The sequence below is a fragment of the Kribbella sp. WER1 genome (assembly GCF_054189145.1).
This window is the reverse complement of the sequence record NZ_CM135186.1, coordinates 7,208,971-7,222,392: the sequence shown is the minus strand read 5'-3', so window position 1 is coordinate 7,222,392 and position 13,422 is coordinate 7,208,971. Positions and strand designations below refer to the sequence as shown.

At 69.0% G+C, this 13,422-nt stretch carries 15 protein-coding genes; 2 read left to right on the top strand and 13 right to left on the bottom strand.

The features are described 5' to 3' along the window. Window positions 1–54 precede the first annotated feature (54 nt). Window positions 55–816: a phytanoyl-CoA dioxygenase family protein gene (locus ACXJJ3_RS35320; RefSeq protein WP_458166233.1), complete on the bottom strand. Its 762-nt coding sequence runs from the start codon at window positions 814–816 to the stop codon at window positions 55–57. A gap of 85 nt (window positions 817–901) precedes the next feature. Here ACXJJ3_RS35320 and ACXJJ3_RS35315 point away from each other — a divergent pair, with 85 nt between their 5' ends. Further along, the gene (locus ACXJJ3_RS35315; protein WP_458166232.1) at window positions 902–1,636 is read left to right on the top strand and encodes an AraC family transcriptional regulator; all 735 of its coding nucleotides are present in this window, start codon (window positions 902–904) and stop codon (window positions 1,634–1,636) included. Here the strand turns inward: ACXJJ3_RS35315 and ACXJJ3_RS35310 are convergent. After that, window positions 1,617–2,147 (bottom strand): GNAT family N-acetyltransferase, encoded by a 531-nt coding sequence (locus tag ACXJJ3_RS35310; RefSeq protein ID WP_458166231.1) that lies wholly within the window; start codon window positions 2,145–2,147, stop codon window positions 1,617–1,619. The two genes, ACXJJ3_RS35315 and ACXJJ3_RS35310, sit on opposite strands and share 20 nt — an antisense overlap. Before the next feature lie 33 nt (window positions 2,148–2,180). Between ACXJJ3_RS35310 and ACXJJ3_RS35305 the strand changes: the two genes are divergently transcribed. After that, entirely contained in the window at window positions 2,181–2,948 is a 768-nt protein-coding gene (locus ACXJJ3_RS35305; protein WP_458166230.1) for a thioesterase family protein, read from the top strand. Window positions 2,949–2,951: 3 nt separating this feature from the next. On the opposite strand, the gene ACXJJ3_RS35300 is transcribed toward ACXJJ3_RS35305, so the two are convergent. The 11 genes from ACXJJ3_RS35300 to ACXJJ3_RS35250 form a co-directional block, all read right to left on the bottom strand. Further along, entirely contained in the window at window positions 2,952–3,701 is a 750-nt protein-coding gene (locus ACXJJ3_RS35300) for a ChbG/HpnK family deacetylase (RefSeq protein ID WP_458166229.1), read from the bottom strand. Next, on the bottom strand, window positions 3,698–4,444 hold the full coding sequence (locus tag ACXJJ3_RS35295) for a PIG-L deacetylase family protein (protein ID WP_458166228.1): 747 nt from the start codon (window positions 4,442–4,444) through the stop codon (window positions 3,698–3,700). The genes ACXJJ3_RS35300 and ACXJJ3_RS35295 overlap by 4 nt, the downstream gene beginning before the upstream one ends. Window positions 4,445–4,454: 10 nt before the next feature. Next, a complete protein-coding gene (locus ACXJJ3_RS35290; protein ID WP_458166227.1) occupies window positions 4,455–5,333 on the bottom strand; it encodes a carbohydrate ABC transporter permease in 879 nt (292 codons plus the stop codon). Beyond that, window positions 5,330–6,268, bottom strand: coding sequence for a carbohydrate ABC transporter permease (locus ACXJJ3_RS35285; protein ID WP_458166226.1), 939 nt, complete (start codon window positions 6,266–6,268; stop codon window positions 5,330–5,332). Before ACXJJ3_RS35285 ends, ACXJJ3_RS35290 begins: the two co-directional genes overlap by 4 nt. Then, entirely contained in the window at window positions 6,265–7,548 is a 1,284-nt protein-coding gene (locus ACXJJ3_RS35280) for an extracellular solute-binding protein (protein ID WP_458166225.1), read from the bottom strand. Before ACXJJ3_RS35280 ends, ACXJJ3_RS35285 begins: the two co-directional genes overlap by 4 nt. A gap of 2 nt (window positions 7,549–7,550) precedes the next feature. After that, a complete protein-coding gene (locus ACXJJ3_RS35275) occupies window positions 7,551–8,516 on the bottom strand; it encodes a GNAT family N-acetyltransferase (RefSeq protein WP_458166224.1) in 966 nt (321 codons plus the stop codon). Next, a complete protein-coding gene (locus ACXJJ3_RS35270) occupies window positions 8,513–9,616 on the bottom strand; it encodes an exo-beta-N-acetylmuramidase NamZ family protein (RefSeq protein ID WP_458166223.1) in 1,104 nt (367 codons plus the stop codon). Before ACXJJ3_RS35270 ends, ACXJJ3_RS35275 begins: the two co-directional genes overlap by 4 nt. A 94-nt stretch (window positions 9,617–9,710) precedes the next feature. Next, window positions 9,711–10,475, bottom strand: a complete 765-nt coding sequence (locus tag ACXJJ3_RS35265; RefSeq protein ID WP_458166222.1) for an alpha/beta fold hydrolase — start codon at window positions 10,473–10,475, stop codon at window positions 9,711–9,713. Window positions 10,476–10,487: 12 nt separating this feature from the next. After that, window positions 10,488–10,781, bottom strand: a complete 294-nt coding sequence (locus tag ACXJJ3_RS35260; protein WP_458166221.1) for a hypothetical protein — start codon at window positions 10,779–10,781, stop codon at window positions 10,488–10,490. Window positions 10,782–10,807: 26 nt separating this feature from the next. Then, on the bottom strand, window positions 10,808–12,187 hold the full coding sequence (locus tag ACXJJ3_RS35255) for a M28 family peptidase (protein ID WP_458166220.1): 1,380 nt from the start codon (window positions 12,185–12,187) through the stop codon (window positions 10,808–10,810). Between the two features lie 73 nt (window positions 12,188–12,260). Further along, window positions 12,261–13,289 carry a fatty acid desaturase family protein gene (locus ACXJJ3_RS35250; protein WP_458166219.1) on the bottom strand — a complete coding sequence of 343 codons (1,029 nt, stop codon included), beginning with the start codon at window positions 13,287–13,289 and terminating at the stop codon, window positions 12,261–12,263. Window positions 13,290–13,422 lie beyond the last annotated feature (133 nt).

Sequence of the window (13,422 nt, the reverse complement as noted above, 5' to 3'; positions counted from 1 at the left end):
AATCCTCCCCAGACCGCTCGTTGTACGACAATCGGCACCGCCTGACTGGGCGGTTCAGCCCGTCACATCGAGGATGTAGTGCTGGGCGGGGGTTAGGCGGTTGTAGGTGTTTACGCGGAGGTAGGTCTGTTGGTCGAGTTGTTGGGGGAGGTTGCGGTGGGTGAAGTAGGAGTGCATGGCTCGGCGGGGGGACTGGGTTCGGTTTTGGGTGCCGCCGTGCCAGAGGTGGCTGTTGAAGATGACTACGGTGCCGGCGGGGGCTGTCAGCTGGATTTCGTCGGGGTGGGGGGCGGCGGGGTCGGGCATTTCGTGGGCGGGGAGGGCGGCGCGGCGGTGGGAGCCGGGGACTACTCGGGTGGCGCCGTTGTCGGGGGTGAAGTCGTCGAGGAGCCAGATGGAGTTGCAGACCTGGTAGGCGCCGGGTTCGACGGGGTGGCCGAAGTCGGCGTGCAGGGACTGGTGGCCTTGGCCGGGGAGGGCGGCGCGGCTGTTCAGTGAGGACAGGCGGAACTCGCCGAGCACGTGCTGCATCGCGGCCAGCACCCGCGGATGGCTGAAGCACACCTCGAACAGCGGGTCCTTGTTCACCAGATCCGCGAGCCGGTCCGTGCCCTTCTCCTGGTGTACTTCGAGGCCGGCCCGATCGCCTTCGGCCGCGGTCAGTTCGGCCAGCCGCTGGTTGATCGCGGACACCTCGTCCGCGGACAGGATCCCCGCCAGCGGCAGGAACCCGTCGCGGTCCAGCTGCTCCTTCTCGGCCGTCGTCAGTACGTCGTCGGTCACGCCGAGGTCGCACAACGCCGTCGTCATGTCCATCCCACGATCCCTTCCCAAGATGCACGAATCGATGCAAGCATCAATCCGACGTACCGCGGAAGCAATGCAGAAGACGACAGGGCTTATGCACAGATCGCCACGACTCCTCGGCGCCGGTGTCCACACCGCCGCACCGGGCAAGGACTACCCGTCGCACGCGCACACGTCGTGGGAGCTCGTGTACTACGTCCGCGGCCGCATCACCTGCCCCGTCGGCGACGCGACGTACGCCGCCACTCCGGGCACCGTCCTGCTCACCCCGCCGAACACCTGGCACGCCGAGCAGAGCCGCACCGGGTACGCGAACCGCTTCCTCCAGGTGGATGCGGCAACGACCCACCCGTGGCCGCGGCTCTGCTACGACGACACCGACCACACCCTGCGCCGGGTGTTCGACGCCCTCGTCCGAGAGACCGACACCGAACTCCGCACAATCCTGCTCGCCGAGCTCGACCTCCGCCTCCGCCGCGCCGCCGCCCCACCGCCGACCCCCGCCGAGCAACTCGTCGCCCAGGCGGAGCAGCTGTTCGAGGAACGGTTCGCCACCGGCCTGCGGATCGCCGACGCCGCCGCGGACCTCGGCATCTCGACGTCAGGCCTGCGCGCCGCGTTCGCCCGCCTGCGCAACACGAGCCCGCAAGCGGCGCTCCAGGCAGTGCGTCTTCGCCACGCACTGGCCCACATCCGCAACTCGACGCTCCCCCTGCAGGCCGTCGCGGAGCTGACCGGCTACAACTCGGTCAGCCACCTCTCCCGCCACGTGAAGTCCGCGACCGGCTCAGCACCCGGCGCCTTGCGTACTACGGAAGCTCGTCCCTGAGCACCGACCCGATCCACGCATCCACCCGCTCGCCCCGATGCACGAGCCGCTTCCGCAGCTGCCCCTCCACCACGAACCCGGCCTTCTCCGCCACCCGCCGCGACGCGACGTTGCCGACCTCGGCCCGCCACTCGATCAGCTGGAGCCCCCGCTCCGCGAACCCCCACCGGCAGATCGCCCGCACCGCCGCCGGCGCGACGCCCCGTCCGCGCGCCGCCGGCACGGTCCAGTACCCGACCTCCGCCGTACCGTCTCCGCGCATCCCGAGCCCGACCCGCGCCAGCCGCTCCCCCGTCGCCGCATCCTCCACCACGAACTCGGTCCGCTCGCCCCGCTCCCCCAGCTCGATCGCCAGGTGCTCGACGAAGTGCCGCGCATGCTCGATCAGGTACGGCACCGGAACCTGCACGTACTGCTGCAGCGCCGGATCCTGCGACACGTCGTACACCCACTCGACGTCCGCAACCGTGAACGGCCGCAGCACCAACCACCCCGCCGGGATTCTGTCCATCCGCCGATAATGCCAGGCGGTACCGTTGCGCGGGTGTCCTATTTCGAACGGGTCGACGATGCCGCGTACCGCGCGACCAAGCATGTCGGCGGGGCGTGGGACACGGCGACGCAGCACATCGCGCCCGCGCTCGGGCTGCTGGCGCATGTGGTCGAGCGCGATCGGGACGCGCGGCGTGCGGACGGGCTCGTGATCGGCCGGTTGTCGTACGACATTCTCGGCACGATCGCGATCGACGTGATGCAGGCTCGGGTCCGGGTGCTCCGTCCGGGGCGGACCGTCGAGCTGGTCGAGGCGGCGCTCAGTCACGGCGGGCGGGACGCCGTACTGCTGCGGGCCTGGCTGCTGCGCCCCGGCGACACGGCAGCTTTGCAGGGTACGTCGTACCCGCGGATCACGCCGGTGGACGAGATGGCGCCCTGGGACCCGTCGTCGATCTGGCCGGGCGGGTTCATCGAGTCGGCCGAGGTACGCCGGGAGCAGCGGGAGCCGGGCCGCGCCGCGTTCTGGGTCCGTACGCCGGTCCGCCTGATCGACGACGAGGACGTCAGCCCGCTGGCCCGCGCTGCCGGGCTCTTCGACATCGCGAACGGGATGACGGTCCGCGCGGACCCGCGGCAGGTCGCGTTCCCGAACGTCGACCTGACCGCGCACCTGTTCGCCGAGCCGCGCGGCGAGTGGATCGGCTTCGACACCACGGTCACGTTCGGTGCCATCGGCGTCGGCCTGACGAACAGCGTCCTGCACGACACCGACGGCCCGATCGGCACCCTCGCCCAAATCCTGACGCTCAGACCCTGACGCTCAGGACCTGAACGCCTTGCGGACCGTCGTGAGCTCGATCGACAGGTCCGCGACGGCCTGCCGTACCTCGGGATCGGTCACCGCAGCCTGATCCGACAAGCGGTACTCCGCCGCCCACCGATACGTGTCCGACCCCGGCCGATGCAACGCCCCGAGCTCGGGATGATCCGCCGCGCAATGCGTCACCAGCAGATGCACTCCCGGCGTCAACGCCCGCAGATACTCGAGCAACCACGCCTTCTTCACAGCGGCGTCCCGATTGCTCAACGTCTCCACCGACGCGAACATCTCCTCCGCTCCGATGAACGGCGCCCCGGCCGCAGCCGCCACCTCGCCGTACGCCGCCGGCGCCGCAAGCCCCATGTGTACGTCGAGATACTCGACGTCGAGCCCCGCCGCCGTCAGCTTCCCCGCCTGCGCCGACAGCTCCCGCACCGCCTCCGCGGGCGAGATCGCCGCGGCAGCCTCAGACACCGTCCGGCGGAAGGTGCCGTCGGCACCCACCAACGACGTACCGTCGGTCAACGGCCGCCACCGCAGGAAGTCCCACTCGCACGTCAGCGTCTGATGCACCCCGACCGGAATCGCGAACTCCCGCGCCAGCGCGGCCGCCTCCTCGAACCAAGGACACGCCGCCATCACCGACACCTGCGTGACGATCCCGGTCCGGAAAGCCTCGACCGTCCCGACGTTCACCGCATGGCACATCCCGAAGTCGTCGCCCCGGACGACCAACTGGACTCCGGTCACGGCCCGGCCAGTTTGCTGACCTCAGGGGTCGGGCTCGTGTGGAAGGCGCAGGCGCGGGGGTAGCCGGCCAGACAGCCGCGGGTGGTCATCAGCGCAGTGTAGTAGTCGATGTACCGGAAGCCGTAGGTCTCGCCGCGGGCGAAGGCCTGGTGCCGGATCGCGGAGACCCAGCGGTAGAACGCCTCGTCCGAGATCGGCACGTACCGGGTCGGCGTGAAGCCCTCCATGTCCTCCCAGTTCTCGGCGTGCATGAAGGTCCGTACGCCGTGCCGCGGGAGCTCGGCCACCCGCGCGGCGAGTTCGGCGTACGGCGTGAGCGCCTTGAAGTCCTCGTCGGACTCGATCGGGAGGCCGGCCAGGAAGCGGGCGCGTTCGGCGACCTGGGCGGTGTGCTCGTGGTCGCTGTGGATCGAGTGCTTCCAGTGCGTGATGATCGTGTCCGGCTGCTTCTCCCGGATGATCCGGGCCACCTGGAGCGCCACGTCGTCGGTGGCCGGCAGGAACCCGTCGCTGTACTCGAGGACCTGGAACTCCGCGCCGATCGCCTCCGCGAACGCCGTACCCTCGGCGATCTTCTGCTTCTTGTAGTCGCCCGGCGTCATCCGCGGGTGCCCGCGCTCGCCGGAGGTGAGTGCGACGATGGTCGCCGACGCGCCCTCCAGGACGAGCTTGGCGAGCGTCGGCCCGGCAGTCAGGTCCATGTCGCCGATGTGTCCGCCGATGGCGAGCACGCTGTTGGTCATAGAAGGCTCCTCATTTCAGGCCACTGAGTACGACGCCACGCACGTAGTACTTCTGGAACAGCAGGAAGACGACCAGCACCGGCAGCGTGCTGATCACCAACCCGGCCATCACGATCGGCATCGTGCGGTCCGGGTCGAGGAAGCTCTGCAGCAGCTGGATGCCGACCGGGAGCGTCTGCAGATCGGGGTCGGACGACGAGATCAGCAACGTCCAGATGTATTCGTTCCAGGTGCCGATGAACGTGATCAGGCCGAGCGTGATCGCCACCGGCTTGGTCTGCGGCAGCACGATCAGCCGCCAGGTCTGCCACTGGTTCGCGCCGTCGATCTTGGCCGCCTCGAGCATCTCGTCCGGCAGCGACACCATGAACTGCCGCATCAGGAAGATCCCGAACCCGCTGACCGTGAACGGCAGGATCAGCGCCACCAGGCTGGTGGTCAGGCCGCCGTCGCCGCCGCGCCCGAGGATGTCGTTGCCACCGGCAAGCGGCCAGTTGAGCATGATCAGGAACGTCGGGATCAGCAGCAGGAACGGCGGCAGCATCATCGTCGCGAGGATGAACCGGAAGATCACCGCCCGGCCGCGGAACCGCAGCTTGGCCAGCGCGTACCCCGCCATCGACGAGGTGATCAGCACCGACACCGTCACCGAGACCGTCACGATCACGCTGTTCTTGAACAGGTGCAGCAGCTGCAGCTGCGAGAACGCCTCGCGGTAGTTGTCCAGGTTGAACGACTGGGGCAGCAGCTTGTACGGGATCACGCCGTACTCGCCCGCGCCCTTGAACGAGCTCATCACCATGTCCAGGAACGGCATCACCATCGCGACCGCGCCGGCGATCACCACCAGGTACGCGACCCACGGAAACTTGCCACCACGCCGTCTCACGAGGTCTCCTCCCCGCGCCGCCGGGCGATCCACAGCTGCAGCAGCGTGATCGCCAGGATGATCACGAACAGCACCATCGCCATCGCGCTCGCTGTCCCCCAGGCGCCGTACTTGAACGCCCGCTGGTACATCTCGAACGCGGCCACGTTGGTCGCGTTCACCGGACCGCCGTCACCGGTCATCACGATAATCAGCGCGAACGACTGCAGCCCGCCGATGAACTGGGTGATCAGCACGAACAGCAACGCCGGCCGGAGCAGCGGCAGCGTGATCGACCAGAACATGTGCCACGAGTTCGCGCCGTCCACCTCGGCCGCCTCGTAGTACATCTCGGGGATCGCCTTCAGCCCGGCGGTCAGGATCAGGACGGCGCCGCCGATCGACGCCCAGGCCTGCACGACGGTCACCGACGGCAGCGCGTACGACGCGTCGGACAGGAACCCGATGCTGTTCACGCCGAGCTTGTTCAGTACGCCGTTGATCAGCCCGGCCGGTTGGTACATCATCTTCCACACGTTGCCGATGGCTACCACCGTGGCGACGACCGGGAGGAAGTACAGCACCCGCCAGAATCCCTGGAACGACAGCCGGTCGATGCAGTAGGCAACGAGGACCGACCCGAACGTTGCCAGGAACACCGATCCGAACGCGAACAGCAGCGTGTTCACCAGGATCGGCTTCACGAACGTGCCGTCGAAGTTCAGCACGTCGCCGAAGTTCTTGAACCCCGCGAACTTCAGTGTGCCGAGGTCGAAGCCGCCCCAGTCCGAGAACGCCAGGATGATCGCGAAGATGAACGGCAGGATCAGGAACACGCAGAAGAACAGCAGCGCCGGCGACAGGAACAGGTACGCCGCCCGCCCCTCGCGGTGCAGCGTACCGAGCCGCCGGGCCGGCGCCGCGACAGCGCCGACCCGGGAGACCGTGGTCGTCACTGCGGCTTGACCGCCTTCGCCGCCTGCGCCAGCGCGTCGTCAGGGTTCTTGCCGTCGGCAAGCACTCCCATGATCGCGTTGTGCAGCGCCGTCTTCGCCTCATAGGCGCCCGGCTGGTTCGGCTCGGCCATCGCGTACGTCGCCGCGTCGTAGATCGGCGCCAGGTTCGGGTCGGCGAGCGACTTCTTGTACTCCTCCTGGTCGGCGGTCCGCGGCGGGATCAGGCCCTGGTCGGCCAGCCACTTGCCGGTCTCGGTGACCTTGCCGTCGGCGGTCTTGTGCTCGTTCATCCAGGTGAGGAACTTCCACGCCTCGTCGGCGTGCTTGCTGCGCTGGTTCACGCCCATGAAGAACCCGTACGCCAGCGAGCCCTTGCTGCCCGCGGTCGGGCCGGGGATCGCGGCCACGCCGACGTCGGAGTACTTGTCCTTCATCTGGTTCTTCAGGCTGCCGATCCACCAGCCGGCCTGGATCGCCATCGCGACGCCGCCGCTGCGGAACTGCTTGGTCGGCATGATCGACGGGTTGGTCGCCTTCGCCGCGGCCAGATCCGCCTCGAACTTCAGCGCCGCCTTGCCGGCCGCGTCGTCGAACTGCGCGCTGCCGTCCGGTGCCAGGAACTTGCCGCCGGCGGAGTCGAGCAGCGACAGGAACGGGTGTACGGACTTGTTGTCGCCGTCCTGGATCAGGCTCAGGCCCTCGACCTGGATGTTGCCCTTGGCATCACGCTTCACGGTCTTCTTGGCGGCGTCGGCGAGCTCGGCCCAGGTCGACGGCGGCTTGGTGATGCCTGCTGCGGCGAGGATCTTCTTGTTGTAGAACAGCACGTACGTGTTCAGCTCGGTCGGGTACCCGAGCAGCGTGCCGCCGGTGGTGACCGCGCCGAGCGCCGCCGGGCTGTACTCGGCCTTGATCTTGGTCGCGATGTCGTCCGGCACCTTCGCGACGACGTTCGCCTTCATCAGCTGGCCGCCCCACAGGCCGTACGCGCTGACGATGTCGGCGCCGCGGCCGCCGGTCTGCCGGACCGTCATCGTGGTCAGCAGGTCGTCGAACTTGACCACCTGCGACTTGACCTGGATCTTCGGGTTCTCCTTGTTCCACTCCTGGATCATCTTGTCCAGGCCTTCCTTGGAGGGGCCGTCGCTGTAGTGGCTCAGCAGCGTCAGCTCGACCTTGCCGCCGCTGCCACCCGAGCCGCTGCCCCCGCCGCACGCGGCGGCGCCGGTGGCCAGCAGGCCCAGCGCGACGGCCAGCCGCAAACCCTTGGCAATCCTCATGATCATTCCTTCTCGCCGGCCGGGTGCAACGGCGCCCGGAGGATGGTGAACGTGCGCGTGATGTCGAACCCCGTTTTCAGGTACAGCTGACCGGCGGCGGATTTCTCGCCGGTCCACAGGAACCAGGCGCTGTGCGCGCCGGCGGCGACCATCCGCTCGAGCGTCAGGTGCAGCAGCACCTTGCCGAGCCCGGTACCGCGGGACGCCGGCAGCACGCCGAACGGCCCGAAGCGGTCGATGACGCCTTCGTACGTCCCGTGCATCGCCCAGCCGAGGATCTCCCCGCCAGGTGCCCGCGCCACTACGATCCGATCGAGTGGCAGCCCGGACACCACGCCTTCGCGGATCGCGCGCGCCCAGTCCGGGTTGAAGTCCGCGCCGGCGATCGCGATCAGCGCGGTCAGCTCGTCGTCGGACGGGGTACCGAAGCTGTAGCCCTCCGCGGTCAGCGCGTCGATCCGCTTGCGGACCTCATCCGGTACGGCGTACCCGACCAGGCCGCGGTCCATCGCGACCGCGTCGTACCCGCGCCGGAAACCCAGCGAGTCGAGCAGGTGGGCCGCGGCCGGGTAGCGGGCCGCGTCGAGGCCGGGGAGGAAGTAGTTGGGCGTGTACGACGAGAAGAAGACCTCGGTCCGCCCGTGCGAGCGCAGCCAGTCCATTGCCGCGGACAACAACTCGCGGCCGAGGCCCTGGCCGCGGTGGTCCGGGTGCACGAAGAAGAACGGGATCCAGCCGGACGCCGGTTCGAGGTCGTCGGCGTCGGCCGCGATCAGCCGCCGGACGGCGTACGCGGCGCCGACGATCTGATCATTGATCACGGCCACCTGGAGACCGGCCGCGTCGAAGTTCCGGTCGAGCAGGAACAGGTCCCGGAGCCGCTGGTACGAGATCGGGTCGGCCGGCGCCGCGGCCGTCCAGGCGGCGGCAATCGCCGGCCCGTCACCGACCTGGAAGGAACGGATCATCGGACATCTCCTTCGTAGAGCAGGACGCCGGAGCGCACCCACTCCATCGGTGTGGTTGCCGCGGGCAAGAGCTCCAGCGGGTCGTCGCCCGCCTCCAGCGCCTTCCGCAGCGAGTCGGAGCCCCAGAGCTTGTCGAGCGACGGCAGCAGCGCGAAGTCGTCCGGGTACAGCTCGTTCAGCACCCGGAGCATCTCCAGCGCGGTCCGCACCGGCTCGAAGGCCTCCCGGTCCACGAGGTGCAGCTGTACGCCGGACACGGCCTGGCCGGCGTACTTGCTGAACACCGGCTCGAACCACGTCCGCCGGAAGTTCACACCCGGTAGCCCCAACGAGCGCAGCTCCGGGACGAGCCGGTCGTCGACGTACGGCGCGCCGATCGTCTCGAACGGTCGCGTCGTACCGCGGCCCTCGCTGAGGTTCGTGCCCTCGAACAGACCGGTACCGGGGTAGACCAGGGCGGTGTCCGGGGTCGGCATGTTCGGCGACGGCGGGACCCACGGGTCGAGACCGCGGAGGTCCCGCGTCCAGCCGTCCAGCTCGACAACCGTTGCCGTCCCCAACTGCCGGGCCAGCTCGCCGACGGTCAGCCCGTGCCGGAGCGGGATCGGCACCCGTCCGACGAAGCTCTCGAACCCGGGCTGCAGCATCGGCCCCTCGACCCGGACGCCGCCGAGCGGATTCGGCCGGTCCAGCACGACGAACGGCTTCCCGAGCCGCGCGGCCGCCTGCTGGCAGTCGTACATCGTCCAGACGTAGGTGTAGAACCGCGTCCCGATGTCCTGGATGTCGAACAGCAGCACGTCGACGCCCGAGAACAGGTCGTCGAGCTCGCGGCCCTTCCGCCGGTACGTGTCGAAGACGGGCAGCCCGGTGTCCGGGTCGACGCCTTCACCTTCACTGGCGCCCGCTTGCGCCGTACCCCGGAGTCCGTGTTCGGGACCGAACAACGCCGTCAACGGCAACCCGGCCGCACGCAACGCGACCGAGGTCGGCGTGAGGTCCGGCAGTACACCGGTGAAGTTCGTGATCAGTCCCAGGCGCCCGTCGGGCACCAACCCCGGGTCCTCGGCCAGCCGCTGTGCGCCGGTCCGGACCACCATCGCTACCACCAACCCAGATCGTGGATCCTGCAGGAACTGGGTTGAAAACTTACCGACGAATTCCGTCGGAGGTCAATGGATTACGGACAACCGTTTACCGGAGAAAGGGTTGCAGTGCCGCCAGGAAGTCGTCGAGGCGCTCGGCGTGGACCCAGTGGCCGGCCTCGGGAACCTCGGCGTAGGTCACCTGCGGGAAGTACGACGCGATCGTCGCACGGTGGTCCTGCTGGACGTAGTCCGACTTGCCGCCGTAGATGAACAGGGTCGGGCCGTCGTAGCGCAGCCCCTCCACGGACGGCCAGCCGGAGATCTCGGGAAGGGCCGCCTCGATGACCGGGAGGTTCGGACGCCAGCGGGCGCCGTCCGCGTCGAGGATCAGGTTCTGCAGCAGGAACGCGCGGGTGCCGGGGGTCGGTACGGCGTCCACCAGCTGCGCGTCGACCTCGGCGCGACGGGTCACCGACGACAGGTCGGCGTTCCGCATCGCGCGGGCGTACTCGACGAAGGCCGGCGGGTACGCGACCGGCGCCGCGTCCACCACGACCAGCCGCTCGACCACCGCCGGGTGCTGCAACGCCGTCAGCATCGCGGTCTTGCCGCCCATCGAATGGCCGACCAGCGCGACCGGTCCGACGCCGAGCGACTCGATCGTCTCCCGGACGTCGTCGGCCATCTCCGGGTAGCTCATCGTCGCGAGGTGCGGCGAGCTGCCGTGGTTGCGCAGGTCGAACGCGAACACCCGGTGCCGGTCGGCGAGCCGGCGGGCCGCGGTCATCCAGTTCCGCCCGGAGCCGAACAGGCCGTGCATCACCACGACCGGAGTACCCGACTCGCCGTACGACGTGACCGGAAGCTTCATGCACCCACCTTTTCAGCGGCTCCGTTGCCAGCACGCCGTGTGCCAGTGCCGCCGCTCGTCGAGCGACTGCGCACCGCCCAGCGCGCCGAGCAGACTGGGGTTGTCCGGCCACACCACGACGTGCGGGGTGGCCGGCGGGATCTGCTGGTCGCAGCCGGGGCAGCGGTACGACTTCGCCGACGCGGATCCGGAGACCCGGCGGACGTTCCACTCGCCGTCGGCCTTCGTCTCCCGGGACTGGGTACCACCGAGCAGCGGCCGGTCACCGACCGGCCGCTGCCATTTCGAAGGCTTTCTGCGCGACATAGCCCTTCAAGGCTAGTCGGTCGTCCTCAGGCTCTTGCGACCGCGTACGCCGCGCAGCCGATCAGCTCCATCGACACCTGCAGGCGCTCCAGGCTGACGTTCTTCGCGATCGTGTCCTCGGGCGAGTGGTACGGCGGCTCGAGGAACGACGGCGCCAGCTCGCCGCGCCAGGAGAAGTTCGCCGAGTCGATCCCGACCTCCTGGAACGACTGGTGGTCCGAGGCGCCGCGTTGTACCGGTCCGACCAGTTGCGCGTCGTACCCGAGCCGTTGGCCGGCCGCGCGGACCGCGTCCGTCGCGGTGTTCGCGAGCCCGGTGAACGACAGCAGCCAGTACGTGACGGCCGGGTCCCAGCTGGTCGCGACCATGTCGTTCTGGAAGACGGCTTGGTACCGGTCGCGCTGGTCCTGGGCGAGCTGCGCGACGTGGTACCGGGACCCGATCAGGCCCTGCTCCTCCGAACCCCAGAGCGCGAACCGGAGCGTCGCGTTCGTCGGGATCCGGCTGAACACGCGGGCGAGTTCCATCGTGAGCACGGTCCCCGAGCCGTCGTCGTTCGCCCCCGGCGCTCCCGGGACGGTGTCGTAGTGGCCGCTGACCATCACGATCGGGCCCTTGCCGCGGCGTTCGGCGATCACGTTGTTCGAGATCAGGCCGCGGTGGGCCGTCGTACCGATCTTCAACGGCAGCGAGGTGACCACGGCCAGCGCCTCACGGATCAGGCGCTTCTGGACCTGCGCGACGCCGATCACCGGGATCGGGGCGTCGAGCAGCCCGCTCGGCGAGAACGCCGACGCACGCCGCGGGTACGCCTGATCGGCCGGCAGCAGGATCACGCCGACCGCGCCCCGCGCCGCAGCCTCCGCGACGAAGGCGGGCCGGGCCGCCGCGGCGTCGTCCGCGATCACGATCGAGCCGCCCACGTCGGCCGGCCAGACCGGCGCCGGCGCCGGCCCGACGTCACGGACCGGTCCTTCGACGGTCACGTCGAGCTTCCCGCCCGGCGCCGCACCGGCCTGCCAGCAGATGTCGTTGGGCAGCATGCCGCGGACATCGGTGATCTGGGCGAGGAACTTGTCCGCGACCGGGAACGGCTCCAGCCTGGTCCGGTAGCCGTACCTGTCGAGCTGGCTCGCGATGTAGTCGGCGGCGCGCTTCTCGCTCGCCGTACCGCCGATGCGTGGGCCGATCCGCTCCGACAGCATCTGTGGATGCTCCAGCGCGCGGTCGGAGGACAGCTTGGTCACGACCTCGCGGTCGTACCGGTCGAGCTTCGGCCGGGTCACCGCACCCGGCCGAAGGTCGTCGGCGCCCCAGGCGGGCGCGGCGGTCAGTGCGGAGGCTGCGGTGACGCCGGCTACGGCGCCCAGCAGGCCACGGCGACTCAGACCGGATCTGTCGGTCATGAAGGTCTCCCTCAGTGGTGGGCGGCCCCGAGAAGCCAGACCGTAACTGAGAGCCCACTGAGACGCCTAGGGCTTACTGGGGATTGCTGCGAAGTTCCTCGCCGACCGCATGCATATGGCGCAACCCCATTCGGTACGAATCGATCAGACCCGTGGAAACGTAGGGCATTCCGATGCTTTCGCAGTACTTCCGGACGATCGGCTGGGCGAACCGCAGGTTGGCCCGCGGCATGCTCGGGAACAGGTGGTGCTCGATCTGGTAGTTGAGCCCGCCCATCATCCAGTCCACGACCAGACCGCCGTTGACGTTCCGCGAGGTCAGCACCTGCTTCTCCAGGTGGCCCCAGTTGCTGTCGGCGTCCGGCATCTCCATGCCCTTGTGGTTGGGCGCGAACACGCTGCCGAGGTGCAGCCCGAAGACCATGTGGTGGACCAGCGCGAACACCAGCGCCTGCGCCGGCGACAGCAGCAGGAACAGCGCGCTGAAGTACAGCACCAGGTGCAGAGCCATCAGGCCGAGCTCCAGCTTCTCGGTCCGGCGCCGGGCGAGCAGGAAGCGGACGCTGGAGACCTTGAGGTTGAAGCCTTCCAGGGTGAGCAGCGGGAAGAACACCTTCGCCTGGTTGCGGGTCAGCCAGCCCTCCAGGCCCGCGCGGCCCTCGGCCTGCTGCAGGGTCCAGACGAACACGCCCTCGCCGACGTCCGGGTCCTTGTCGGTGTGGTTCGGGTTCGCGTGGTGCCGGTTGTGCTTGTCGTTCCACCAGGCGTAGCTCATGCCGAGGACGAGGTTGCCGTGCAGCATGCCGATCCAGTCGTGCAGCCTGCGCGAGCTCCCGATCTGCTGGTGGCCGGCGTCGTGCCCGAAGAACGCGGCCCGGGTGGTCAGGATCCCGAGCGGCAGTGCGAGCAGGATCACCCACCACGACGCCCCGACCGCGGCGATCGCGGCCCAGGTCAGCGCCATCAGTCCGACGTTGATCCCGATCGCCATCGCGTACGCCGCCGTGCGCCGCTCGAGCAGGCCGGCGGACTTGATCTCGCGGAGCAGCGGGGAGAAATCACTGCCGCGGGTAGGGGAAGCTAACACGGTTGGCTGAGCCATCAGGTCCTCGTCTCGGGTGCGGGGGAGGCCTAGGCGTACAGCCGCGGCCAGCGTACGGCATCAACCCTCTGTGCCCTAACCGCTGAAAACATGAGAGCTACTACCCAAATAGCTGGGGGTGACAGCCCTCCGG

Bases quoted from the DNA above. Each gene is read 5' to 3' on its own strand.
- ACXJJ3_RS35260 (WP_458166221.1), bottom strand. From the start codon at position 10,781: ATGTCGCGCAGAAAGCCTTCGAAATGGCAGCGGCCGGTCGGTGACCGG.
- ACXJJ3_RS35280 (WP_458166225.1), bottom strand. From the start codon at position 7,548: ATGAGGATTGCCAAGGGTTTGCGGCTGGCCGTCGCGCTGGGCCTGCTG.
- ACXJJ3_RS35250 (WP_458166219.1), bottom strand. From the start codon at position 13,289: ATGGCTCAGCCAACCGTGTTAGCTTCCCCTACCCGCGGCAGTGATTTC.
- ACXJJ3_RS35255 (WP_458166220.1), bottom strand. From the start codon at position 12,187: ATGACCGACAGATCCGGTCTGAGTCGCCGTGGCCTGCTGGGCGCCGTA.
- ACXJJ3_RS35310 (WP_458166231.1), bottom strand. From the start codon at position 2,147: ATGGACAGAATCCCGGCGGGGTGGTTGGTGCTGCGGCCGTTCACGGTT.
- ACXJJ3_RS35320 (WP_458166233.1), bottom strand. From the start codon at position 816: ATGGACATGACGACGGCGTTGTGCGACCTCGGCGTGACCGACGACGTA.
- ACXJJ3_RS35270 (WP_458166223.1), bottom strand. From the start codon at position 9,616: ATGGTGGTCCGGACCGGCGCACAGCGGCTGGCCGAGGACCCGGGGTTG.
- ACXJJ3_RS35315 (WP_458166232.1), top strand. From the start codon at position 902: ATGCACAGATCGCCACGACTCCTCGGCGCCGGTGTCCACACCGCCGCA.
- ACXJJ3_RS35265 (WP_458166222.1), bottom strand. From the start codon at position 10,475: ATGAAGCTTCCGGTCACGTCGTACGGCGAGTCGGGTACTCCGGTCGTG.
- ACXJJ3_RS35295 (WP_458166228.1), bottom strand. From the start codon at position 4,444: ATGACCAACAGCGTGCTCGCCATCGGCGGACACATCGGCGACATGGAC.
- ACXJJ3_RS35275 (WP_458166224.1), bottom strand. From the start codon at position 8,516: ATGATCCGTTCCTTCCAGGTCGGTGACGGGCCGGCGATTGCCGCCGCC.